The sequence below is a fragment of the Micromonospora sp. NPDC005305 genome (assembly GCF_040607315.1).
In the GTDB taxonomy this organism is placed as follows: domain Bacteria; phylum Actinomycetota; class Actinomycetes; order Mycobacteriales; family Micromonosporaceae; genus Micromonospora.
The window spans coordinates 79,563-102,090 of the sequence record NZ_JBEXGL010000018.1 but is presented as its reverse complement, the minus strand read 5'-3'; the positions used below and the strand labels follow the sequence as shown (position 1 = coordinate 102,090).

Genomic DNA, 22,528 nt, shown 5'->3' with positions numbered 1-22,528 from the left:
GCGTACACTGGTCGACTGGCGACCGCCTTGCGCGGTCGACCTCGCGCGCCCTCTCCACGGATCTCGTGGGGCGGCGGCCTCCCTGGTCCCGATCTCTGATCGGGCCCACCATGGCCGACGACCGGGCGCCAGGCGTCCGGCCGCCGGCCGGACGGGACAACCAGGGACAAACAGGGAGTACCCCACCATGGCCGTCGTGACCATGCGTCAGCTGCTGGAGAGCGGTGTCCACTTCGGGCACCAGACCCGGCGCTGGAACCCGAAGATGAAGCGCTTCATCTTCACCGAGCGCAACGGTATCTACATCATCGACCTGCGCCAGACCCTCGACTACATCGAGAAGGCGTACGAGTTCGTGCGCACCACGGTGGCCGGGGGCGGCAGCATCCTCTTCGTCGGCACCAAGAAGCAGGCCCAGGAGGCCATCGCCGAGCAGGCGACCCGGGTCGGCCAGCCGTACGTGAACCACCGCTGGCTCGGCGGCATGCTGACCAACTTCCAGACGGTGTACAAGCGGCTGCAGCGGATGAAGGAGCTGGAGGCCCTGGGTGACCTGAGCGGCACCGCCGCCGGTTACACCAAGAAGGAGACCCTGCAGCTCTCCCGCGAGAAGGTGAAGCTGAGCAAGACCCTCGGTGGCCTGCGCGACATGCAGAAGCTCCCGGCCGCGGTCTGGATCGTCGACACCAAGAAGGAGCACATCGCCGTCGACGAGGCCCGCAAGCTGGGCATCCCGGTGATCGCCGTGCTCGACACCAACTGCGACCCGGACGAGGTCGACTTCCCGATCCCGGGCAACGACGACGCGATCCGCTCGGCCGAGCTGCTGACCAAGGTCGTCGCTGCCGCCGTGGCCGACGGTCTGATCGCCCGCTCCGGCCGTGGCCGTGGCGGCGACGAGAAGCCGGAGCCGGGCCAGGTCGGCGCCGACGAGCCGCTGGCCGAGTGGGAGCGCGAGCTGCTCGAGGAGCCGAAGAAGGCCGACGAGCAGCCGGCGACCGCTGCCGAGCAGCCGGCGACCGCTGCCGAGCAGCCGGCGACCGCCGAGCAGCCGGCGACCGCCGAGCAGCCGGCGACCGCCGAGCAGCCGGCGACCGCCGCCGCGGAGTGATCTCGCCGTCGCGTCCCCACCGTCCGTTTTCACGGTCGGTGGGGCGCGACGGGTACGCCGGGCAGAACCGGCCCGGAGCCGGGCAGACCGGCGGCCAGAAATCCGGGTAACCGGCAGCCAGACATTCGAACGCAGTCTCAGACACCGAAGAGAGAGTCATGTCCAACTTCACCGCCGCGGACGTCAAGAAGCTCCGCGACCTCACCGGCGCCGGCATGATGGACTCCAAGAAGGCGCTGACCGAGGCCGAGGGCGACTTCGACAAGGCCATCGAGATCCTGCGCGTCAAGGGTGCCAAGGACGTCGGCAAGCGGGCCGGTCGCACGGCCGCCAACGGCCTCATCGCCCACGCCGGCCAGGCGCTGCTCGAGCTCAACTGCGAGACCGACTTCGTCGCCAAGAACGACGCCTTCATCGCGCTGGCCCAGCAGCTGGTCGAGCACGGTGTGGCCAGCGGCGCGACCAACGCCGAGGAGCTGCTCGCCAGCACCATCGACGGCAAGAGCGTGGCCGACCTGATCCAGGAGCAGTCCGCCAAGATCGGCGAGAAGCTGGTGCTCAACCGCTTCGCCAAGCTCGACGGCACCACCGCGGTCTACCTGCACCGCAAGAGCCAGGACCTGCCCCCGGCGGTCGGCGTGCTCGTGCAGTACAGCGGGAAGGCGGACGAGGCCGGCGACGCGGACGCCCGCGGCGTGGCCATGCAGATCGCCGCCATGCGGCCGAAGTACCTGACCCGCGACGAGGTCCCGGCCGAGACCGTCGAGTCCGAGCGGCGCATCGCCGAGCAGACCGCCCGCGAGGAGAACAAGCCCGAGGCGGCGCTGCCGAAGATCGTCGAGGGCCGGGTCAACGCCTTCTTCAAGGACTTCGTCCTGCTGGAGCAGTCGTCGGTCGCCGACAACAAGAAGACGGTGAAGCAGCTGCTGGCCGAGGCCGGCATCGAGGTGACGCGCTTCGTGCGGTTCGAGGTCGGCCAGGCCTGAGCCGCCGCTCCGGGCGCTTGACGCGCCCGGGCACAGGGAATTCTTCGACGAGGAGGCCGCCGGTGTACGTGACAGGCACCGCGGCCTCCTCGTCACATAGGGTCGGCAGCGGTAGGTACGCGGTACGCGGCGCCCACGAGGTGCGCGACGGAAGGGGCGGGTCGGATGACGCAGGTTGTGAGTGACCGGAGCCTGGCGGCGGATGACCCGACGGCCCCGCCGCCCGGTCGGGCCCGCCGGGTGGTGCTGAAGCTCTCCGGCGAGGTCTTCGGTGGCGGTGCGATCGGCGTCGACCCGGACGTCGTGCAGGCCATCGCCCGGCAGATCGCCACCGTGGTGCGCCGCGGCGTGCAGGTTTCCGTGGTGGTCGGCGGCGGCAACTTCTTCCGCGGCGCCGAGCTGCAGAAGCGCGGCATGGACCGGGCCCGCGCCGACTACATGGGCATGCTGGGCACGGTCATGAACTGCCTGGCGCTCCAGGACTTCCTGGAGAAGGAGGGCATCGAGACCCGGGTGCAGAGCGCCATCACCATGGCCCAGGTCGCCGAGCCGTACATCCCGCTGCGGGCGATCCGGCACCTGGAGAAGGGCCGCGTGGTCATCTTCGGTGCGGGCGCCGGAATGCCCTACTTCTCCACCGACACGGTGGCCGCCCAGCGGGCGCTGGAGATCCGCGCCGACGTGGTGCTGATGAGCAAGAACGGCGTGGACGCTGTCTACACGGCCGACCCCCGGATCGACCCGACGGCGAGCAAGCTCGACTCGATCACCTTCTCCGAGGTGCTGCGCCGCAACCTGCGGGTGGCCGACGCCGCGGCGTTCAGCCTCTGCATGGAGAACGGCCTGCCGATGCTGGTCTTCGGCGCCCAGGGCGACGACACGATCGTCCGTGCCGTCGGCGGTGAGAAGATCGGCACGCTGATCACCGCCTGACCGGTTCCGCCGAGCCGGCAGCGGTCCTCCGACAACAGCAGCACCCGCACAGCCCACGACGAGCGACAGAAGGAGGCGAGGAGACCGGTGATCGACGACACCCTCCTCGAGGCAGAGGAGAAGATGGAGCGTGCCATCGAGCACGCCAAGGAGGAGTTCGGCGGGATCCGCACCGGTCGCGCCAACGCCGCCATGTTCTCCCGGATCGTCATCGACTACTACGGCAGCCCGACCCCGCTGCCGCAGATGGCGTCCATCGCCGTGCCGGAGCCGCGCATGGTGATCATCAAGCCGTACGACAACTCGCAGTTGAACGCCATGGAAAAGGCGATCCGCGACTCGGACCTCGGGGTCAACCCGAACAACGAGGGCAACCAGCTGCGCATCGTGCTCCCGCAGATGACCGAGGAGCGGCGCCGCGAGATGATCAAGGTCGCCCGGCACAAGGGCGAGGAGGCCAAGGTGGCCGTCCGCAACATCCGCCGCAAGGGCAAGGAAGAGCTGGACCGTCTGGTCAAGGACGGCGAGGTCGGCGAGGACGAGGGCCGGCGTGCGGAGAAGGAGCTGGACGACCTGACCCAGCGCTTCGTCGCCACCGTCGACGAGCTGGTCAAGCACAAGGAGAACGAGCTGCTCGAGGTCTGAGCGCCCGCGTACCGCCACGGCACCGGTGTGCCGCCGCCCCGCCCCGGGTGGCGGCCCGGTGCCGTCGTCGTGCCGGCCCACGTCCGCCGTGCGGGCTTCCCGGGTGCAGTAGGCTCGGCACGATTCCCGCCCACCACCGGGTGAACGGCGGGGATCGGCCGGCCGTCGGGCCGGTCAACCGGAACTGCTCGCGGCTGTAGGGGATGGTCTTGGTCTTGCGTCATGTGGTGGCTCCCGTACCGCCTGCCGGTGCGTGATGTCCCACCCCGACCCCTACGGCAACGCCGAGCCGCGCGGCTGGGACCGCCCGGCCCCGCTGCCCTGGCCGGAGACCGACCTGGAGCCCGGGCCCTGGCACCGGCCGGCTGCCGGCCCGGAGGCGTACGCCCGGCCGCCCGCCGCCGACCCGCACGCCCGACCGGCTGACGGCTACGACGCGCCGCGCGGCCGCCGGCCGTACGACGGACCGCCGGCCCCCGAGCGGGGCTGGCGCGACGAGCCGGCCCCCCGCGGGCCGGGTCACGTGGACGCGGGCCACCGGGACGCCGGTCCCGGCGGTTTCGGCACGGCGGACCGGGACCTGTGGGACCACGAGCCGAGCGATCCGGGTCGGGGCGCCGACCCGAGGGAACGCTACGACGCGTCCCCGCGGGGCCGGGGCTACGACCGGCCCGACGACGAGTACCCGACGGCCCAGATCGCTCCGGTACGCGACGAGCCGACCACCCAGCTCCCGGCGGTGCGCGACGAGCCCGGACCGGATCCGGAGCCGTCGGCGGCGCGCCGGTCGCGGGGCCGACGGCGGGCCAGCGCGGACCGTCCGCCGACCGCCCAGCCGAAGACCTCCAAGGCGGGCCGTAACCTGCCGGCCGCGATCGGTGTCGGGCTGGCCCTGGGCGCGGCCATCGTGGTGCCGCTCTTCTTCTACCTGCCGGCGTTCCTCGCCGTGATCGCCGCCGCGGTGGCGATCGGCTCGTGGGAGATGGCCGGCGCGGTCCGCCGCAGCGGCGCCCACCCGCCGCTGGTGCCGCTGGTCGCCGGTGGCGTGATCACCGTCGGGTTGGCCTGGTTCGCCGGTCCGGACGCGCTCTGTCTCGGCCTGCTGGTCACCGTGCTGGGCACGATGATCTGGCGGCTGGGCGACGGCCCGGGCAACTACCAGCGCGATCTCACCGCGGCGACCCTGATCGCGGTCTACGTGCCCTTCCTCGGCGGTTTCGCGGCGATGCTGGCGGCCGCACCCGACGACGGTCACCTGCGGGTGCTGGTCACCCTGGTCGCCGTCGTGCTCTCCGACACCGGCGGCTACGCGGCCGGCGTCGCCTTCGGCAAGCATCCGATGGCTCCCACGATCAGCCCGAAGAAGTCCTGGGAGGGCTTCGCGGGCTCGGTGACCGCGGCGGCCGCGGGCAGCGCCCTGCTGCTCTGGCTGCTGCTCGATGTGGCCCCCTGGTGGGGTGCGCTGTTCGGGGTGGCGATCTCCGGCGCGGCGGTCCTCGGCGACCTCGCCGAGTCCATGATCAAGCGGGATCTCGGGGTCAAGGACATGAGCAACCTGCTCCCCGGGCACGGCGGCCTCATGGACCGGCTCGACTCGATCCTGTTCGCGGTGCCGACCGCCTACCTGCTGCTGGCGATCTTCGTTCCGATGGCGGGCTGAGGCGTGAATCACGCGGGTGACGTCGCCTCGGCCGGCCGGCCGGGGCCGATTCGGCACCCACGGACAGGTGCGTCCCCCGTTCGGCGTGTCAGACTGGACGCGCCATGACGAGCCTCCCGCTGATCTCCGTAGACCCCGACGCCCGCGGCCGCCGGCCCGCGATGCCACCCCGTCACCTCGCCGACCTGGACCTGCCGGGCCGGCAGGCGCTCGTCACCGAGCTGGGTGAGCCGGCGTTCCGCGCCAAGCAGGTCTCGAACCACTACTTCGGCCGTCTGGTCCGGGACCCGGCCCGGATGACCGACCTGCCGGCGGCGACCCGCGAGCGGCTGGCGGGCACCCTGCTGCCCACCCTGCTCACCCCGGTGCGCGAGATGGCCTGCGACGACGGCGCCACGCGTAAGGCGCTCTGGCGGCTGCACGACGGCTCGCTGGTGGAGAGCGTGCTGATGGGCTACCCGGACCGGGTCACCGTCTGCATCTCCAGCCAGGCGGGCTGCGGCATGGCCTGCCCGTTCTGCGCCACCGGCCAGGCCGGGCTGACCCGCAACCTCTCCACCGCCGAGATCGTCGACCAGGCCGTCTACCTCGCCGGCGTGGCCGCCTCGGGGGCGGTGGCCGGCTCCCCGCCGCGCCTGTCGCACGTGGTGTTCATGGGCATGGGCGAGCCGCTGGCCAACTACGCGCGGGTGGTGGCGGCGATCCGCCGGCTCGTCGCCCCGGCCCCGGAGGGCCTCGGCCTGTCCCAGCGGCACATCACCGTTTCCACGGTCGGCCTGGTTCCGGCCATCCGCCGACTGGCCAGCGAAGACCTCTCAGTGACCCTTGCGTTGTCGCTGCACGCCCCCGATGATGAGCTGCGCGACGAACTCGTGCCGGTCAACCAGCGCTGGAAGGTGTCCGAGGTGCTGGACGCGGCGTGGGACTACGCGGACACGACGGGGCGTCGCGTGTCCATCGAATACGCGATGATCAAGGACGTGAACGACCAGCCGTGGAGAGCCGATCTGCTCGGGCGGCTGCTGGCCGGCAAGCTGGCCCACGTGAACCTGATCCCGCTCAACCCGACTCCGGGCAGCCGCTGGGACGCCAGCCCGAAGCCGGTCGAGCGGGAGTTCGTCCGGCGGTTGCGCGACGCCGGGGTGTCCACCACGGTGCGGGACACCCGGGGTCGCGAGATCGACGGGGCGTGTGGGCAGCTCGCCGCCGCCGAGGACAGGGACAGCGACCCACGCGCCGCAACGGCGTGACGGCGTAGCGGTAGAGACCAGGAGACATAGTGGCGAGTCAGGGTCAGCGTTTCCGGCGTAAGGCGCTCCGCCGGGGATACAAGGTCGACGAGGTGGACGCCTTCCTGGACCGGGTGGAGGCGACACTCGCCGGCCAGCCGGTCGGTGCGCCCGTGGCCTCCCAGGAGGTCCACGACGTCGTCTTCCGGGTCCGCTTCAACGGCTACGACGAGTGGCAGGTCGACCTGCATCTGGACCGGGTCGAGCGGCAGCTCGCCGAGCTGGAGGAGCGCGGTGGCGCTCCCGGCGGGCGGGGTGGCGATCCCCGGATGGCCGACCGCCTGGGCCCGCCGATGCGCGACGACCGTGGCCTCTCTCCGGTGCCGCAGCCCCCGATGCCGCCCCGGTCGATGCCCGCGCAGGCCGGCCCGCCCGCGGACCGCTACGGCAACCGCTACGACGAGCCGACCGGCGCCTTCGCCGGCGGCTATGACGGCCCGCGCGGCGGCTACGACGCGCCCCGCGGCCCGGGTGGTCCCGGCCCGATGGGTCCGGGCGCCCCGATGGGGCACGGCGGCCCGCCGTCGCGCGGCCTGCCCCCCGGCCCGGGCGGCTACGGCCAGGACGAGCGCTTCGACGGCTTCGAGGCCGGCCGGCACGGCCAGGCCGACATGACCGCCGAGTTCCGGATGCCCGAGCGGGATCTGCGTGACCCGCGCGGCCGTGGCCCGGCCGGCCCGCCGCAGCTGCCGCAGCAGGGCTACGGCCCGGACCAGGGCTACGGTGGCCCGGAGCAGGGCTACGGCGGCGGCCCGGAGCAAGGCTACGGTGGCGGCCCCGGGATGCCCGGCCCGCCGATGGCCGGTCCGCCGGTCGGTGGCCCGCCGATGGTGGGCCCGCCGATGGCCGGCCCGCCCGGCAGCGACCTCTACCGGGTGGACCAGATCCGCCGCAGCTTCCAGGTGCGCCGGTTCGGCAGCGGGTACGACCCGGACCAGGTCGACCGGTTCTTCGAGACGCTGCTCGGCGGCATGCAGGGCCGCAACCCGATGCCGGTGAACCCGAAGGACCTGGACACCCTGCGCTTCGGGCTGGTGCCCGGCGGCTACTTCGAGGCCGAGGTCGACGCCGCGCTCAAGGACGTGCAGGACATCCTGCTCGGCCGCTGAGCCACCGCACGACGACCAAGGGCCCGTCCCCGATCGGGGGCGGGCCCTTGCGCGTACCGGTCGAGCGCGTGCGGGTCAGGACCGTAGGCCGTTGCGGCGCAGCACCGCGTCGCCGATGACGATGGCCAGCAGCAGCGCGGCGATCCCGTACAGCCAGATGTCCTCGACCCGGCCCTGTTCGTTGCCGCAGAACGCCATCAGTACCAAGGCCACGGCCGAGAGCACCGCGCCGATCCGCCCGGACTTGCGGTGCCCCGGCCGGTGCTGATCGGGTGCGGTTACCGGCTCACTTCCAGCCACTGTCGGTCCTTCCCTCGCGATCGGATCTCCGGCTAGTCTGGCACGCCCCGTGGCGGCCCCGGTGCGGGGTCCGACCTGATGGGGGACACATGACCCGCGAGGACGACCGCGAGCTGTACAAGCGGGCCAAGCAGGCGTGGGACGCCGAGGACTGGCCGGTCGCCGGGGAGCTGTGGGAGCGCCTGGCCCGCCGGTACCCGGACATCCCGGCGGCCGAGTCGTGGTGGTACAACGCCGCGCTCGCGTACAAGTTCCTGCGGAACTGGGCGAAGGCGTACGACCTGGGGCGGGAGGCGGCCGCCCGGTCGGCGCGCGGCAGCGAGGACCCGGCGTTCTGGAACCTGGGCATCGCGGCCACGATCATGGAGGACTGGGCGACGGCCCGGGACGCCTGGTCGGGGTACGGGCTGAACGTCCCGGACGGCGAGGGCGAGATCGAGGCCGACTTCGGCACCACCCCGATCCGCCTGAGCGGTGGCGAGGTGGTGTGGGCCCGGCGGCTCTGCCCCACCCGGGCCCGCGTCCTGAACGTGCCGACGCCAGGGTCCGGCCGGCGGTTCGGCGAGGTCGTGGTGCACGACGGGGCGCCCAACGGCGAGCGGACGGTCGACGGCCGGGCGTACCCCGTCTTCGACGAGCTGCTGCTGTTCCGGGCCTCGGAGCTGCCGACCACCACCGTCGAGGTGGTCGCCGGCACGCCGGAGGACGTCCGCGCGCTGGCCGCGTCCTTCGACCAGCACGGGTACGCGGCGGAGCCGGCCAGTGGCGTACGGACCCTGTGTGCCTGCTGCAGTGAGGGATCCGTGCACCAGGACCGCGACCACGAGGTCGGCGGCGGGCAGCGGGTGCACGTCGCGGCGCCGGTGGACCGCATCGCCGGGCTGCTGAACGCCTGGTGCGCGGCGGCGCCCCGGCGGCGGAGCTGGACCGGAGCCATCGAGGGCTGAGGTCTCCCGGGCCGTCGGACCTGCCCCCGGCGGGGCGGAAGGCCACTACCGGCGTCGCGGGACGGCGACCACACTGCCTCCGGTAGCGTCTTGACGTACGCCTGATGCCTTTTTGAGGGGGACTGCGGTGCGAGTGACCGGTACGGGCCATGCCAGCATGCGGATCGACACGGCCGCGGGCAGCATCCTGTGCGACCCGTGGGTCAACCCCGCCTACTTCGCCTCCTGGTTCCCCTTCCCGGACAACTCCCAGCTCGACTGGGCGGCCCTCGGCCAGTGCGACTACCTCTACGTGTCGCACCTGCACCGGGACCACTTCGACGCGAAGCACCTGCGCGACCACATCTCGAAGGACGCCACCGTCCTGCTCCCCGAGTTCCCCACCTCGGAGATGGAGGACGAGCTGCGGGAGCTGGGCTTCACCAAGTTCCTCAAGGCCCCGAACGAGCAGGTCGTGGAGCTGCCCGGCGGCCTGAAGATCATGATCCAGGCGTTGACCAGCCCGACCGACGGCCCGATCGGCGACTCCTCGCTCTGGGTCGAGTACGACGGGGTCCGGCTGCTCAACCAGAACGACGCCCGCCCCACCGACCTGACGGTCTTCGCCGAGCTGGGCCACGTGCACGCCCACCTGCTCCAGTTCTCCGGCGCGATCTGGTACCCGATGGTCTACGAGCTGCCCCAGGCGGCGAAGACGGCGTTCGGCAAGCAGAAGCGCGAGCGGCAGTTCGACCGCACCTGGCGCTACATCGACGACCTGAAGGCCGACCACGTCTTCCCGATCGCCGGCCCGCCCTGCTTCCTCGACGACGAGCTGTTCCAGTTCAACGACATCTTCGGCGACGAGGGGAACATCTTCCCCGACCAGTCGGTGTTCCTGTCCGAGTACGCGAAGGTCGGCGGGACCAACGGCATCGTCCTGTTGCCGGGCAGCGTCGCGGAGGTCACCACGGAGGGCGCGACCACCACCCACCCCGTGCCGGTCGAGGAGTTCTTCGCGAACAAGCGCGCCCACCTGGAGGAGATGCGGGAGCGCAAGCGCCCGATCATCGAGGCCGAGAAGGCGTCCTGGCGGCACCCCGAGGTGGACGTGCTCGGCGAGATGAAGCGCCGCATCGAGCCGCTGCTGGACGAGTCGATCTACCTGGCCAAGGGTGTCGGCGGTCCGGTCCGCTTCGACCTCGTGGGCTACGACGGGGAGTCGATTGAGTCGATCGTGGTGGACTTCCCGGGCAAGGAGGTGCGGCCGTACGCGGACGAGAAGGTCCGCTACCGGTTCCGCACCGAGCGGGCGTTGGTCGAGCACCTGCTGCACATCGGCGAGGTGGACTGGGTCAACTCGCTCTTCCTGTCCTGCCGGTTCTCGGCGGCCCGGATCGGCCAGTACAACGAGTTCGTCTACGCGTTCTTCAAGTGCCTCTCGGAGGAGCGCCTCCAGTACGCCGAGGGCTGGTACGACGAGCACGAGCGGGCTGTCGACGCCGAGGACATCACCCTCGACGGCTGGGTGGTGCAGCGCCGCTGCCCGCACCTGAAGGCGGACCTCAGCCGGTTCGGCATCGTGGAGGGCGACCAGCTCACCTGTCAGCTGCACGGGTGGAAGTTCGACATGGCGAGCGGCCGCTGCCTCACCAGCGTCGGGCACAAGATCCGCGCCCACCGGGCGGACGCCGACACCCCGGCCCCCGCGGGCGAGGCCGTCAGCTGAGTTTCCCCCCGCGCGCCGCCCCCGCCGGGTGACCATCAGGTCGGGAAGGGGGCGGCGTGACGGACGCGGACGCGAGGGACAGGGACTACCGCTACCGGCGTGACCGGGAGATGACCCGGGACGCCTCTCGGGTGGAGACGTTCAGCGACGGTGTCTTCGCGGTCGTGCTGACGGTGATGGCCGTCGAACTGCTCCAGAACGGCCCGGCCCGGGAGCCGGGGCAGGAGCTCCCCGACGCCCTCGTCCAGGCCTGGCCGACCTACCTGGCCTACGTGATCACCTTCGGGATCGCCGGCCAGATCTGGCTCGGCCATCACAACATGTGGCGGTACGTGGTCCGGGTCGACCAGGTGCTGCTCATGTTCAACCTGCTCGTGCTGCTCTTCGTGGCCGCGATCCCGTTCACCGCCGACCTGCTGTCGGACAACCTGCGCGGCAGTGAGACCGAGCAGCGGCTGACCGCCGCCCTCTACCTCGGCACCGTGCTGGGCGAGTCGCTCTTCTTCAACCTGAGCTGGTGGTGGGCGCGGCGGCACCGGCTGCTTCACCCCGACCTGGACCCGCAACTGGCCCGCGCGGTCTCGCGGCGGCTGGTGGTGCGCCCGCTGCTCTACACGATCGCCTTCGCCTTCGTCTTCGTCGACCCGATCCTCAGCCTGCTCCTCTACCTGCTGCTGCTTGTCGGCCTCTCGCTCGTCCGCCGCCCCGGCGACCTGCCCCGCGCCGTCGGGGCCGGCGGCGAGGTCAGCGGCCGAGGTCGCTGAGGATCCGCTGGGCGGCGTTGTGCCCGGCCGCGCCGATGACGCTGCCGGCCGGGTGGCAGCCGGCGCTGCCCGCGTAGACGCCGTCGACCCCGGTGGCGTAGGGCATCCGGTCGGTGAACGAGACGGTGTTGTCGACGTGGTGGATGTGCCCACCGGTGATGCCGAAGTGGGCCTCGATGCCCGGCGGGGGCAGCGGCACGGCGTCGGCGATCAGGTCGCGGGTGCCCGGCGCGTACCGCTCGCAGATGTCGATGAGCCGGTCGACGTAGCCGGGCAGCGCGGCGTCCCAGGTGGTGCCGGCCAGCTCGTAGGGGACCGACTGGACGAAGAGCGCCGACGAGTGGTGCCCGGCGCCGTCGGAGAGCGACGGGTCGACCGTGGTGTGCAGGTACCACTCGATGGTCGGCTCCTCGGGCAGCCGCCCGGCCTGCACGTCCGCCCACATGCCGCGCAGCGCGGCCATCGGGGCCTCGCCGCCGCCGCCGACCAGTGAGGCCGAGCCGGGGAGCAGGTGGATGGTGGACCCGAACGGGCTCGGCGCGTCCGCCGGCAGGCAGGAGAAGCGGGGCAGGCCGGTGAGCGCCAGGTTGAGCTTGAGCGTGGTGCCGGGCCGGCGGACCGCCGCCATCCGCGCGCCCAGCTCGGCCGGGAGCGCGCCGTCGGGCAGCAGCTCCATCAACCGGTACGGGTCGCAGGCGCCGAGCACCACGGAGGCGGCCACCTCCCGCCCGTCGGCCAGCACCACCCCGCCCGCCGCGCCACCGTCGAGGGTGACGGCGGTGACCGGCGCGCCGGTGACGATGCGGGCGCCGGCCGCCCGGGCGGCGTCCGCGAAGGTCCGGGAGACGGTGCCCATCCCGCCCTGGGCGATCATCCAGGTGCCGTCCGAGCCGGGCAGCCGGCACATGTTGTGCACCAGGAAGTTGTGCCCGGTGCCCGGGTCGTCCGGCCCGGCGTTGAGCCCGGAGAGGCCGTCGGTGACCGCGTACATGCTGACCAGCAGTTCGGAGCGGAAGTCGAAGCGCGCCAGGTAGTCGGCCACCGAGCCGCGGACGAGGTCGACGAAGGCCTGCCGGAGGGCGGGCCGGACGTACCGTTCGGCGGTCTCCTCCACCGGCAGCGGCTCGGCCAGCCAGGCCGGCGCCAGGTCCTCGCGGAGCTGGGCCAGCTCGGCCTGGAGCGCGTCGTCGGCGGCCACGTCGGCGGGCGAGAAGAACTCGGCGAGCTGCCGCCGGGTGCTCGCCGTGTCGCTGCCGAAGAGCAGGTACGGCGAGCCGAGCCCGCCCGGGGTGGGCAGGAAGTAGTGCGGGTCGCGGCGCAGCACCGGGATCGTCACGTCGAGGGTGGCGAGCAGCTCCGGCGGCATCAGCCCGAGCAGGTACGACCCGGTGGAGTGTCGCAGCTCGGGCACCTTGGGGAACGGGTTCTCGGTGCGGGTGGCCCCGCCGATCACGTCGGCGGCCTCCAGCACCAGCACGTCCAGGCCGGCGCGGGCCAGCAGGATCGCCGAGACCAGACCGTTGTGCCCGGAGCCGACCACGACGACGTCGGCGCGGGACGGCAGTTCACTCGCTTCGCTCATGCCCGGGCAGCCTAGCGGCGCGGGACCCGGTCCGGGAGGGGTCGGCGGAGCGTGCGCGAAACCGGGGGTCCGCGGTCACGCGCGGGCGGCCGCCCGGGTCGCCCGCCAGCGGGAGAGCGCCAGGGTGGCCGAGTAGCCGGCCAGCACGATCACGTGGAACAGGTAGAGCCAGAGCAGCACGGCGACCCCGCCACCGATCTCGTCGAACCCCCCGAACGGCGCTCCCAGGTCCAGCGGCAGCGAGCAGAACAGCACGAAGCCGTGCAGAAACCCGGACAGGTTCGCCGCGGTGAACGAGCCCAGGCCCAGCGTGGCGAGCCAGTCCGGGGCGGCCGGCCCGACCACCCGGAACACCCAGACCAGGACCGGGGTGAGCACCAGCCAGGTGGCCAGGAAGGAGAGCACCACACCCAGCGCACCCACCCAGCCGCCCTGCTTCACCAGGTGGGTGGTGAGCGGCAGCGCCAGCAGCACCGACAGCAGCAGCGCCGGGGCCGGGGCGAGCAGCGGGAGCAGCAGCAGCCGCCCCCGCCAGCCGACCAGGGTCCCGGCCTGGCCGGGCGGGGTGGCGACCGACACGAACGCCCGGCGCAGGCCCTCACCGTAGAGCGACGCCGGCAGCAGCGACGCCAGCGCCAGCAGCGGGGTCAGCCCCAACCCGGCCTCGACGAGCGCGGCCACCGCGCGGTCGGCGCCGATGTGCGTGGGCAGCGTGTCGATGGCGTACGAGGTGAGCCGGCGCACCCGGTCGTCCCCGGCCAGCAGCCCGGTCAGCCAGATCGCCAGCAGCGCCACGGGCACCACGGCGATCGCCCCGTAGAACGTGATCGCGGCGGCGTGCAGCGAGAGGTCCCGCCCGCGTACCGGCCGGAACGCCACGCCGGTGATCCGCTTCGCCCGCTGCCATCCCGCACCCATCGCCACCTCGTTCCCCGTGGGACGCCCCGGCACGCATGACGATCCGGCGTGTGATCACCTCGACCGAGCGCGCCAAGATTCACTGCGCCGACGACACCTCGCGTTGCCGTTCGGGTGCTGCGGACCTCCGGCGGTGGCCGGTCCGCGGCCGGCCACCTTCGTGATGCGGCAGCCGTTCGAGTTCAGCGTCGACCCGGCGGATCTGCTGGACGAGGAGGGGCCGGGCGCGGGGGAGTGAGGCTCCCAGCGGGCGCTCAGGAGGGCTGGGGGAGAATGGGCGGGTGACGTCTCCCCGTGCCCTCGTCCTGCTCGGCTCGACCGGTTCGATCGGCACCCAGGCCATCGACATCGTCCGGCGCAACCCGGACCGGTTCCGGGTGGTGGCCCTCGGGGCCGGCGGCGGCAACGTGGAGCTGCTCGCCGCGCAGGCCCTGGAGTTGGGCGTGGACGCGGTCGGGGTGGCCCGGGCGTCCGCCGCCCAGGATCTCCAGCTCGCGTTCTACGCCGAGGCGAGCCGGCGCGGCTGGGCCACCGGCGACTTCAAGCTGCCCAAGATCGTGGCCGGGCCGGACGCGATGACCGAGCTGGCCGGGTGGCCCTGCGACGTGGTGCTCAACGGGGTGGTCGGCTCGCTCGGGCTCGCGCCGACCCTGGCCGCGCTGCGCGCCGGGCGTACCCTCGCGCTGGCCAACAAGGAGTCGCTGGTGGCCGGCGGCCCGCTGGTCAAGGCCGCGGTGGCGCGGCCGGGGCAGATCGTCCCGGTCGACTCGGAGCACTCGGCGCTGGCGCAGTGCCTGCGCGGCGGCACCCGCGGCGAGGTGTGCCGGCTCGTGGTGACCGCCAGCGGCGGGCCGTTCCGGGGCCGCCGGCGCGACGAGCTGACCGAGGTCACACCGGAGCAGGCGCTGGCACACCCGACCTGGAACATGGGGCCGGTGGTGACGATCAACTCCGCCACCATGGTCAACAAGGCCCTGGAGGTGATCGAGGCGCATGAGCTGTTCGACGTGCCCTACGCCGACATCGAGGTGATGGTCCACCCGCAGTCGGTGATCCACTCGATGGTCGAGTTCACCGACGGCTCCACCCTGGCCCAGGCCAGCCCGCCGGACATGCGGCTGCCCATCGCGCTCGGCCTCGGCTGGCCGGACCGGGTGCCCGGCGCCGCCGCCGCGGTCGACTGGACGAAGGCCCACAGCTGGGAGTTCTTCCCGCTCGACGACGCCGCGTTCCCGGCGGTCGCGCTCGCCAAGGCGGCCGGCACGGCGGGGCGCTGCCGGCCGGCGATCTACAACGCGGCGAACGAGGAGTGCGTGGCGGCCTTCGTGGCCGGCCGGCTGCCCTTCCTCGGCATCGTCGACACCCTCGAACGGGTGTTGGAGGACGCTCCGGACTTCGACGAACCAGGTACCGTCGAGGACGTGCTCGCCGCCGAGTCGTGGGCACGGGGGCACGCCCAGGCGATCATCGCCGGGTCGCTGGAAGGAGCCTGATGAGTTACCTGCTCGGGGTGGCGCTGTTCGCCCTGGCGATCCTCATCTCGGTGAGCCTGCACGAGGCGGGGCACATGCTCACCGCCAAGGCGTTCGGGATGAAGGTCACCCGCTACTTCGTCGGCTTCGGGCCGACGCTCTGGTCGTTCAAGCGGGGCGAGACCGAGTACGGCGTCAAGGGCATCCCGCTCGGCGGCTTCTGCAAGATCGTCGGGATGACCCCGCAGGACGACGACGTCGAGCCGGGGGACGAGAAGCGCGCCATGTGGCGCTACCCGGTGTGGAAGCGGACGATCGTGATGTCCGCCGGCTCCATCACCCATTTCGCCCTGGCCCTCGTCACCCTCTGGATCCTCGCGGTCTCCGCCGGCCTGCCCAACCCGGAGTTCCCCAACACCGAAGAGGGCTTCAAGGCCGAGCCGGCCGTGATCGCCCTGGCCCCGTGCGTGGTGGTGGAGAACGCCGCCCGCGCCTGCCAGACCGGTGACCCGGCCAGCCCGGCCGAGAAGGCCCAGCTCCAGGACGGCGACCGCATCACGGCTGTGAACGGCCGGCCGGTCTCCACCTGGGGCGACATGCTGGACGTGGTCCGGGCCACGAAGCCCGGCGCGGCCGCCGTCGCGTACGTCCGCGACGGCAAGCCGGCCACCGCCACGGTCGACCTGGCCGCCGTGCAGCGCCCGCCGCTGGGCGACCCGAAGGGCGCCACGTCGGCGGTGTCCGCCCTCGGCGTCGCGCTCCGGCCGACCACCCCCACCCGCGTCGAGTACGGTCCGGTCGCCGCGTTCGGCGCGACCGCCGACTTCACCGGCAACATGGCGGTGCAGACCCTGCACGCCATGCAGCGGATCCCGCAGAAGGTCCCCGCCCTGTGGACCGCGGTCACCGGCGGCGAGCGGGACGTGGACACCCCGATCAGCGTGGTCGGCGCCAGCCGGCTCGGCGGCGAGGCCGTGGAGAACAACGCCTGGCTGGTGTTCTTCATGCTCTTCGTCTCGCTGAACTTCTTCATCGGCGTGTTCAACCTGCTGCCGCTGCTGCCGCTGGACGGCGGCCACATCGCCATCGCCTGGTTCGAGCGGGCCCGCTCCTGGCTCTACGCGCGGATCGGCCGGGCCGACCCGGGCCGCGTCGACTACCTCAAACTCATGCCCCTCACGTACGCGGTGATCCTCATCGGTGGCGCGTTCACGCTGCTGACCGTCACCGCGGACGTCGTCAACCCGATCACGCTCTTCTCAAGGTGAGTGCCTGAAGTGACCGCTGTCAGTCTCGGTATGCCGCCCGTACCGCCGCCGCCGCTCGCCCCGCGCCGGGCCAGCCGCCAGATCATGGTCGGTTCGGTGCCGGTCGGTGGGGGCGCGCCGGTCTCGGTGCAGTCCATGACCACCACCCTGACCGCCGACGTGAACGCCACCCTCCAGCAGATCGCCGAGCTGACCGCGTCCGGCTGCCAGATCGTCCGGGTGGCGGTGCCCTCCCAGGACGACGTCGAGGCGCTGCCCGCGATCGCCCGGAAGTCGCAGATCCCGGTGATCGCCGACATCCACTTCCAGCCGAAGTACGTCTTCGCGGCGATCGACGCCGGCTGCGCCGCGGTCCGGGTGAACCCGGGCAACATCCGGCAGTTCGACGACAAGGTCAAGGAGATCGCGCGGGCGGCCGGCGACGCGGGTGTGCCGATCCGCATCGGCGTGAACGCCGGCTCGCTGGACAAGCGCCTCCTGGCCAAGTACGGCAAGGCCACCGCCGAGGCGCTGGTCGAGTCGGCGCTCTGGGAGTGCTCGCTGTTCGAGGAGCACGGCTTCCGGGACATCAAGATCTCGGTCAAGCACAACGACCCGGTGGTGATGATCCGGGCGTACCGGCAGCTCGCCGAGCAGTGCGACTACCCGCTGCACCTGGGTGTGACCGAGGCCGGCCCGGCGTTCCAGGGCACCATCAAGTCGGCGGTGGCGTTCGGCGCGCTGCTGGCCGAGGGGATCGGCGACACGATCCGGGTCTCGCTCTCCGCCCCGCCGGTCGAGGAGATCAAGGTCGGCAACCAGATCCTGGAGTCGCTGGGCCTGCGCGAGCGGGGCCTGGAGATCGTCTCCTGCCCGTCCTGCGGCCGCGCCCAGGTCGACGTCTACAAGCTGGCCGAGGAGGTCACCGCCGGCCTGGAGGGGCTGCCGGTGCCGCTGCGCGTGGCCGTCATGGGCTGCGTGGTGAACGGCCCGGGTGAGGCCCGCGAGGCCGACCTCGGTGTCGCCTCCGGCAACGGCAAGGGCCAGATCTTCGTCAAGGGCCAGGTGGTCAAGACCGTGCCCGAGGGCCAGATCGTGGAGACCCTGATCGAGGAGGCGCTGCGAATCGCCGACGAGATGGGCGCCGAGATCCCCGAGGAGCTGCGCGGCCTGGTACCGGGCGGCGCCACGGTCACCGTGCACTGACCCGCCGATCCACCGGCGACGTGCGGCCGTCCCCGTCCGGGGGCGGTCGCACGCGCCGTTTCAGGCCCGTGCGACCGGCCGGGGCACGGCGGCGAACTCGGAGAGGGTGAACCACCGGGGCAGGGCGCGGCGGAGCGCCTCCGGCCCGACCACCTCCACGGCGCCGCCGCGCAGGGCCGCCGGCCAGTCCAGGTCGCCCAGCCACACCTGGACCAGGGCGCGCAGGCTCGCGTCCACCCGCACGGCCACCTCGTGCCCGGGGTCCACGTCGCAGACGTCGGCCTCCCCGGTGGCGATGACCAGCCACCAGTCGCGCAGCGTCGCGGGCACGTCCCGGAAGCGGAAGTGCACGACGGTACGCCCCGCCGGGACGGCGTCGTGGTCGACGTGCCGGTGCATGTCCCACAGCAGGAGCTTCGGGTCCAGGTCGGCGTCGCCCAGCTCACCGATCCAGCGCACCCCCCACGCGCCGAGCGCCTCGAGCACCGGCCGCAGCTCGCGCCCGGCCTGGGTCGGGACGTAGCGCACGTCGGCGCCGTCGACGTGCCGCTCGACCACTCCGGCGCGGACGAGCTGGTGCAGCCGCCGGGACAGCAGGGTGGGCGACATCCGCGGCAGGCCCCGGCGCAGGTCGTTGAAGCGCTCCGACCCGCTCACCAGTTCCCGGACGACGAGCAGCGTCCAGCGCTCGTCGAGCAGCTCCATGGCCTTCGCGACGGGGCAGAACTGGTGGTAGGAGGCCCCCATGGCCGGGACGCTACGCCGGGGCCGACCGCGGGACCAGGAACCTGTCGGGAGCGGTACACATCTCGTACTGGGTGGCCGCTCCTCCGCTGCCTACCGTCCCCCTCAGGACGAGACGAGGAGCGGAAAATGATCGACGAGATGGAGCAGGACCGGGCCGTGAAGGCCGGGCACCGGCGGATGTGGGCCCTCGGCAGCTACGCCACGGTCGCCGCGGAGGTCATCCCGGAGCTGGGGGTGGCCCTGGTCGAGGCGGCCGGGGTGGGGCCGGGGGACCGGGTGCTGGATGTGGCCGCCGGCACGGGCAACGCGGCCCTTCCGGCGGCGCTGGCCGGGGCCGAGGTGGTGGCCAGCGACCTGACCCCCGAGCTGCTGGAGATCGGGCGGGCGCTGGCCGCGGAGCGTGGCGCGCGACTGGAGTGGCAGGAGGCCGACGCCGAGGCGCTCCCGTACGCCGACGGGGAGTTCGACCGGGTGCTGTCCTGTGTGGGAGTGATGTTCGCGCCCCGGCACCGGGCGGCCGCCGACGAACTGGTCCGGGTCTGCCGGCCGGGCGGCACGATCGGCCTGGTCAACTGGACTCCCGAGGGCTTCATCGGGCAGTTGTTCGCCACCATGAAGCCGTACGCGCCCCCGCCGCCGCCCGGCGCGCAGCCGCCGCCGCTCTGGGGCGACGAGGAGCACGTCCGGGCCCTGCTCGGTGACCGGGTGACCGATCTCGTGCTGCACCGTGCGGTGGTCACCGTGGACCGGTTCGCCGCTCCCGAGGACTTCCGCGACTACTTCAAGGCGCACTACGGGCCGACGATCGCGGTGTACCGGGCGAACGCCGCGGATCCCGAGCGGGTCGCGGCGCTCGACGGCGACCTCGCGGACCTGGCCCGGCGGCACACCGAGGCCGGGGTGATGCGGTGGGAGTACCTGCTGGTCACGGCCCGCCGGCGCGGCTGACGGCGGCGCCGGCCGGGGTGGCGGTCCGGTGACCACCCCGGCCGGCGAACCGTGTGCGGCGGCTCACTCGGATTCGGCGAGGATCGCGTACAGCTTGCGCCGGGTCTCGTCGAGCACCTGGGCGGCGCGCGCCCGCTGGTCGTCGGTGCCGGTCATCATCACCTGCCGCAGGGCGTTCATGGCCTGCGCGCCGGCGTCGCGGATGTCGTGCCAGCTGTTCACGGTCTGCTCGGCGAACTCGCCCCAGGGCGGGGTCTGCGCCGCCTCGGCGGCCTCGGCCTGCCCCTGCTCGGTGAGGGCGAACCGCTTCCGCCCGCCGTCGGAGTCGGCGGCAGCCGCGATGACGCCCTCGTCCTCCAGCAGTTGCAGGGTCGGGTAGATCGAGCCGGGGCTGGGCCGCCAGGCCCCGCCGGTCCGGGAGTCGATCTCCTGGATCATCTCGTAGCCGTGCATCGGCCGCTCGGTGAGCAGGGCCAGCACGGCGCCGCGCACGTTGGGCCGGCGCCCGCGCCCGCGGCCCCGTCCGCCCCGGCCGTGCCCGTGGCCGTGCGGCCCGGGCGGGAACGGCGGCGGTCCCGGGGGTACGGGCGGGAAGCCGAAGCCCCGCATCCGCATCTCGTCGTGCACGGCGTGCATCCGTCGGTGGAAACCCATCGGGCTCTCCTTCCGTCGTCCTATCACTGATGCATCGACGATATATCGGCAATGCATCGTCGACAAGCCAAAATCTGGGACGGGTCCACAAACCGTACGTACGTCTTGCTATGGTCTCCGGTGTGCGCCTGCTTCCCGAACCGGGTCCGTCCCGGACCCTCGCCCTGTCCAGCCTGATCAACACCGTCGGTCGGGGCACCTGGCTCACCGTCAGCGCGCTCTTCCTCACCCGCTCGGTCGGGCTGACCGTGGGCCAGGTCGGCATCGGCCTCACCCTCACGGCGCTCGTGAGCCTCGTGACCAGCACGCCGATGGGCTACCTGGCCGACCGGCTCGGCCCGCGCGGTCTCCAGATCACGGCGCTGCTCGCCTCCGCCGGGTTCACGGCCGCTCTGGTGGCCGTCCGCTCCTTCGCGGGGTTCCTGGTGGTCGGGGTGCTCATGGCGGTCGCCGACTCGGCGACCCGGGGCGCCCGGGGCGCGCTGATCGCCGGCGCGGTGCCACCGGACCAGCGGGTACGCACCCGGGCCTACCTGCGCGCGGTCACCAACGTCGGGATCTCGGTCGGCACCGTGCTGGCCGGCTTCGGCCTGGCCGCCGACACCCGGACCGCGTACGTGTCACTGATCCTGCTCGACTGCGCGACCTACCTGGTGGCCGCCGCCGTGCTGCTCCGGCTGCCACCCGTGCCGCCGGTGCCGGCGCCGACCCACGGGCCGCGGCTGATCGCCCTGCGGGACCGGCCGTTCCTCGCCTTCACGGTGCTCGACGGGCTCATGTCGATGCACTTCAGCCTGATCAACATCGCCCTGCCGCTCTGGATCGCCGGGCACACCACCGCGCCGCGCTGGCTGATCTCCGCCTGCCTGCTGGTCAACACCGTGGTGGTGGTGCTCTTCCAGGTCCGCGCCTCGCGGGGCACCGAGGACCTCGCCGGGGCCGGTCGGGCGGCCCGCCGGGCCGGCGCGGTGATCGCGGTCGCCTGCGCGCTCTTCGCGGCCGGCGGGGGCGTGCCGGTCGGGGTGGCGGTGCCGCTGCTGCTGGGCGGCGCGCTGGTGCACGTGGTGGGGGAGCTGTGGCACGCGGCGGCCGGCTGGGGCATCTCCTTCGGGCTCGCCCCCGCCCACGCGCAGGGCCAGTACCAGGGCGCCTACGGGATGGGCATGCAGCTCGGCTCGATGGTCGCCCCGGTGGTGGTGACCACCCTGGCGGTCGGCTGGGGCGTACCGGGGTGGCTGCTGCTCGGCGGGCTGTTCCTGGTGCTCGGCGCGCTGGTGCCGCCGGTGGTGCGCTGGGCCGCCCGGACCCGGCCCGCCGTGCCGGAGCCGGCCGCCGTTCCGGTCGGCTGAGCCGCCACTCACCGCCGATCGTCCGGCGTCCTCAGGTCGACCCGCGCGGGCCCGGGTGCATCTGGCAGGCTGGTATTCGTGCTCACGGTGCCGGTACGCCAACTCGGGGAGTCGGAGCGCCGTGCCGTCGAGCGGTTGCTCGACCTCGACCCGTACGCGGGCGCCCAGGTCGCCGAGCGGGTGGCGGCGCGCGGGCTGGCCTGGTGGCGGGCCGAGGGGCGCATCCTGGGCTACGGTCCGCGCCGCAACCTGGAGTCCATCTGCTGGCTCGGCGGCAACCTCACCCCGGTGCTCGCCTCGGAGTCGGCGGTGGCTGCCTTCGCCGACCAGTTGAGCACCGAGGAGCGGCTCTGCTCCTCGATCGTGGGCCGGGCCGACGCCGTGCTCGGGCTGTGGGACCGCCTCTCCGCCCACTGGGGGCCGGCCCGGGACGTACGCCCCAACCAGCCCCTGCTGGCCACGGACGCGCTGCCCGCCGTGGCGCCCGACCCGGAGGTGCGCCCGGTGCGCGGCGGTGAGGTCGACCGGCTCTTCCCGGCGGCGGTGGCCATGTACACCGAGGAGGTCGGGGTGTCGCCGCTCGCCGAGGACGGCGGGCGCGGCTACCGGCGGCGGGTGAGCGACCTGGTCCGCGCGGGCCGGGCCTACGCCCGGTTCGTGGACGGCACGGTGGTCTTCAAGGCCGAGTTGGCCGTGGTCACCCGGCGCACCGCGCAGGTGCAGGGGGTGTGGGTCGCGCCGGAGTGGCGGGGCCGGGGCATCGCGACCGCGGCCATGGCGGCCGTGGTGCGGGACGCGCTGGAGCGCGTCGCCCCCTCGGTGAGCCTCTACGTCAACGACTTCAACCTGCCCGCCCGCCGGGTCTACGAGCGCTGCGGCTTCCGCCCGGTCGGCACGCTCGCCACCGTGCTGTTCTAGCGGACCACCCGGGCCATGGCCCGGATCACGCCGCT

At 73.0% G+C, this 22,528-nt stretch carries 21 protein-coding genes; 16 read left to right on the top strand and 5 right to left on the bottom strand.

All coding sequences use genetic code 11. The features are described from left to right. Nucleotides 1-187 precede the first annotated feature (187 nt). The 7 genes from rpsB to ABZS80_RS25330 all read left to right on the top strand — a co-directional run bounded on the left by rpsB (nt 188) and on the right by ABZS80_RS25330 (nt 7,733). Nucleotides 188-1,111, top strand: coding sequence for a 30S ribosomal protein S2 (gene rpsB, locus ABZS80_RS25360; protein ID WP_355059610.1), 924 nt, complete (start codon nt 188-190; stop codon nt 1,109-1,111). 158 nt (nt 1,112-1,269) lie between these two features. Then, nucleotides 1,270-2,097, top strand: coding sequence for a translation elongation factor Ts (gene tsf, locus ABZS80_RS25355; RefSeq protein ID WP_355059608.1), 828 nt, complete (start codon nt 1,270-1,272; stop codon nt 2,095-2,097). Between the two features lie 165 nt (nt 2,098-2,262). Continuing rightward, complete coding sequence (gene pyrH, locus ABZS80_RS25350; RefSeq protein ID WP_091268664.1) at nt 2,263-3,030, top strand: UMP kinase; 768 nt, start codon at nt 2,263-2,265, stop codon at nt 3,028-3,030. 87 nt (nt 3,031-3,117) lie between these two features. Further along, nucleotides 3,118-3,675 carry a ribosome recycling factor gene (frr, locus tag ABZS80_RS25345; protein ID WP_151463141.1) on the top strand — a complete coding sequence of 186 codons (558 nt, stop codon included), beginning with the start codon at nt 3,118-3,120 and terminating at the stop codon, nt 3,673-3,675. A gap of 256 nt (nt 3,676-3,931) precedes the next feature. Further along, nucleotides 3,932-5,335, top strand: coding sequence for a phosphatidate cytidylyltransferase (locus ABZS80_RS25340; RefSeq protein WP_355059605.1), 1,404 nt, complete (start codon nt 3,932-3,934; stop codon nt 5,333-5,335). Between the two features lie 104 nt (nt 5,336-5,439). Next, a complete protein-coding gene (gene rlmN, locus ABZS80_RS25335; protein WP_313722551.1) occupies nt 5,440-6,585 on the top strand; it encodes a 23S rRNA (adenine(2503)-C(2))-methyltransferase RlmN in 1,146 nt (381 codons plus the stop codon). A gap of 29 nt (nt 6,586-6,614) precedes the next feature. Next, on the top strand, nt 6,615-7,733 hold the full coding sequence (locus tag ABZS80_RS25330) for a DivIVA domain-containing protein (protein ID WP_355059603.1): 1,119 nt from the start codon (nt 6,615-6,617) through the stop codon (nt 7,731-7,733). 75 nt (nt 7,734-7,808) lie between these two features. On the opposite strand, the gene ABZS80_RS25325 is transcribed toward ABZS80_RS25330, so the two are convergent. Then, the gene (locus tag ABZS80_RS25325; protein ID WP_151464901.1) at nt 7,809-8,033 is read right to left on the bottom strand and encodes a DUF2631 domain-containing protein; all 225 of its coding nucleotides are present in this window, start codon (nt 8,031-8,033) and stop codon (nt 7,809-7,811) included. An 89-nt stretch (nt 8,034-8,122) separates the two neighbouring features. Here ABZS80_RS25325 and ABZS80_RS25320 point away from each other — a divergent pair, with 89 nt between their 5' ends. From ABZS80_RS25320 to ABZS80_RS25310, 3 genes are all read left to right on the top strand, one after another. Next, complete coding sequence (locus ABZS80_RS25320; protein WP_355059601.1) at nt 8,123-8,980, top strand: hypothetical protein; 858 nt, start codon at nt 8,123-8,125, stop codon at nt 8,978-8,980. Between the two features lie 127 nt (nt 8,981-9,107). Next, complete coding sequence (locus ABZS80_RS25315; protein WP_355059599.1) at nt 9,108-10,688, top strand: Rieske 2Fe-2S domain-containing protein; 1,581 nt, start codon at nt 9,108-9,110, stop codon at nt 10,686-10,688. Nucleotides 10,689-10,798: 110 nt separating this feature from the next. Further along, nucleotides 10,799-11,452 (top strand): TMEM175 family protein, encoded by a 654-nt coding sequence (locus ABZS80_RS25310; protein WP_355059666.1) that lies wholly within the window; start codon nt 10,799-10,801, stop codon nt 11,450-11,452. Here ABZS80_RS25310 and ABZS80_RS25305 read toward each other — a convergent pair. Together ABZS80_RS25305 and ABZS80_RS25300 are read right to left on the bottom strand one after the other, a co-directional pair. Beyond that, entirely contained in the window at nt 11,433-13,034 is a 1,602-nt protein-coding gene (locus ABZS80_RS25305; protein WP_355059597.1) for an NAD(P)/FAD-dependent oxidoreductase, read from the bottom strand. The two genes, ABZS80_RS25310 and ABZS80_RS25305, sit on opposite strands and share 20 nt — an antisense overlap. 75 nt (nt 13,035-13,109) lie before the next feature. Then, complete coding sequence (locus ABZS80_RS25300; RefSeq protein ID WP_355059595.1) at nt 13,110-13,952, bottom strand: YhjD/YihY/BrkB family envelope integrity protein; 843 nt, start codon at nt 13,950-13,952, stop codon at nt 13,110-13,112. Between the two features lie 281 nt (nt 13,953-14,233). Between ABZS80_RS25300 and dxr the strand changes: the two genes are divergently transcribed. Genes dxr through ispG form a run of 3 tightly spaced genes read left to right on the top strand, consistent with a single transcriptional unit; the run spans nt 14,234 to nt 17,877 of the window. Next, a complete protein-coding gene (dxr, locus tag ABZS80_RS25295) occupies nt 14,234-15,445 on the top strand; it encodes a 1-deoxy-D-xylulose-5-phosphate reductoisomerase (protein ID WP_355059593.1) in 1,212 nt (403 codons plus the stop codon). Continuing rightward, complete coding sequence (locus tag ABZS80_RS25290) at nt 15,445-16,692, top strand: site-2 protease family protein (protein WP_151464910.1); 1,248 nt, start codon at nt 15,445-15,447, stop codon at nt 16,690-16,692. The genes dxr and ABZS80_RS25290 overlap by 1 nt, the downstream gene beginning before the upstream one ends. Before the next feature lie 9 nt (nt 16,693-16,701). After that, nucleotides 16,702-17,877 (top strand): flavodoxin-dependent (E)-4-hydroxy-3-methylbut-2-enyl-diphosphate synthase, encoded by a 1,176-nt coding sequence (gene ispG / locus ABZS80_RS25285; protein ID WP_355059591.1) that lies wholly within the window; start codon nt 16,702-16,704, stop codon nt 17,875-17,877. Nucleotides 17,878-17,937: 60 nt separating this feature from the next. On the opposite strand, the gene ABZS80_RS25280 is transcribed toward ispG, so the two are convergent. Then, the gene (locus ABZS80_RS25280; RefSeq protein ID WP_355059589.1) at nt 17,938-18,624 is read right to left on the bottom strand and encodes a helix-turn-helix domain-containing protein; all 687 of its coding nucleotides are present in this window, start codon (nt 18,622-18,624) and stop codon (nt 17,938-17,940) included. Nucleotides 18,625-18,750: 126 nt separating this feature from the next. Between ABZS80_RS25280 and ABZS80_RS25275 the strand changes: the two genes are divergently transcribed. Continuing rightward, the gene (locus ABZS80_RS25275; protein ID WP_355059587.1) at nt 18,751-19,572 is read left to right on the top strand and encodes a class I SAM-dependent methyltransferase; all 822 of its coding nucleotides are present in this window, start codon (nt 18,751-18,753) and stop codon (nt 19,570-19,572) included. Between the two features lie 63 nt (nt 19,573-19,635). On the opposite strand, the gene ABZS80_RS25270 is transcribed toward ABZS80_RS25275, so the two are convergent. After that, on the bottom strand, nt 19,636-20,226 hold the full coding sequence (locus ABZS80_RS25270; protein ID WP_151464696.1) for a PadR family transcriptional regulator: 591 nt from the start codon (nt 20,224-20,226) through the stop codon (nt 19,636-19,638). Between the two features lie 122 nt (nt 20,227-20,348). Between ABZS80_RS25270 and ABZS80_RS25265 the strand changes: the two genes are divergently transcribed. Continuing rightward, the gene (locus ABZS80_RS25265; RefSeq protein ID WP_355059584.1) at nt 20,349-21,575 is read left to right on the top strand and encodes an MFS transporter; all 1,227 of its coding nucleotides are present in this window, start codon (nt 20,349-20,351) and stop codon (nt 21,573-21,575) included. Between the two features lie 78 nt (nt 21,576-21,653). Beyond that, nucleotides 21,654-22,493, top strand: coding sequence for a GNAT family N-acetyltransferase (locus tag ABZS80_RS25260; protein WP_355059582.1), 840 nt, complete (start codon nt 21,654-21,656; stop codon nt 22,491-22,493). Nucleotides 22,494-22,528: the final 35 nt, after the last annotated feature.

Bases quoted from the DNA above. Each gene is read 5' to 3' on its own strand.
- ABZS80_RS25300 (WP_355059595.1), bottom strand. From the start codon at position 13,952: ATGGGTGCGGGATGGCAGCGGGCGAAGCGGATCACCGGCGTGGCGTTC.
- ABZS80_RS25305 (WP_355059597.1), bottom strand. From the start codon at position 13,034: ATGAGCGAAGCGAGTGAACTGCCGTCCCGCGCCGACGTCGTCGTGGTC.
- ABZS80_RS25270 (WP_151464696.1), bottom strand. From the start codon at position 20,226: ATGGGTTTCCACCGACGGATGCACGCCGTGCACGACGAGATGCGGATG.
- ABZS80_RS25280 (WP_355059589.1), bottom strand. From the start codon at position 18,624: ATGGGGGCCTCCTACCACCAGTTCTGCCCCGTCGCGAAGGCCATGGAG.
- tsf (WP_355059608.1), top strand. From the start codon at position 1,270: ATGTCCAACTTCACCGCCGCGGACGTCAAGAAGCTCCGCGACCTCACC.
- rlmN (WP_313722551.1), top strand. From the start codon at position 5,440: ATGACGAGCCTCCCGCTGATCTCCGTAGACCCCGACGCCCGCGGCCGC.
- ABZS80_RS25320 (WP_355059601.1), top strand. From the start codon at position 8,123: ATGACCCGCGAGGACGACCGCGAGCTGTACAAGCGGGCCAAGCAGGCG.
- ABZS80_RS25275 (WP_355059587.1), top strand. From the start codon at position 18,751: ATGATCGACGAGATGGAGCAGGACCGGGCCGTGAAGGCCGGGCACCGG.
- ABZS80_RS25290 (WP_151464910.1), top strand. From the start codon at position 15,445: ATGAGTTACCTGCTCGGGGTGGCGCTGTTCGCCCTGGCGATCCTCATC.
- pyrH (WP_091268664.1), top strand. From the start codon at position 2,263: ATGACGCAGGTTGTGAGTGACCGGAGCCTGGCGGCGGATGACCCGACG.
- ABZS80_RS25340 (WP_355059605.1), top strand. From the start codon at position 3,932: ATGTCCCACCCCGACCCCTACGGCAACGCCGAGCCGCGCGGCTGGGAC.
- ABZS80_RS25310 (WP_355059666.1), top strand. From the start codon at position 10,799: ATGACCCGGGACGCCTCTCGGGTGGAGACGTTCAGCGACGGTGTCTTC.
- rpsB (WP_355059610.1), top strand. From the start codon at position 188: ATGGCCGTCGTGACCATGCGTCAGCTGCTGGAGAGCGGTGTCCACTTC.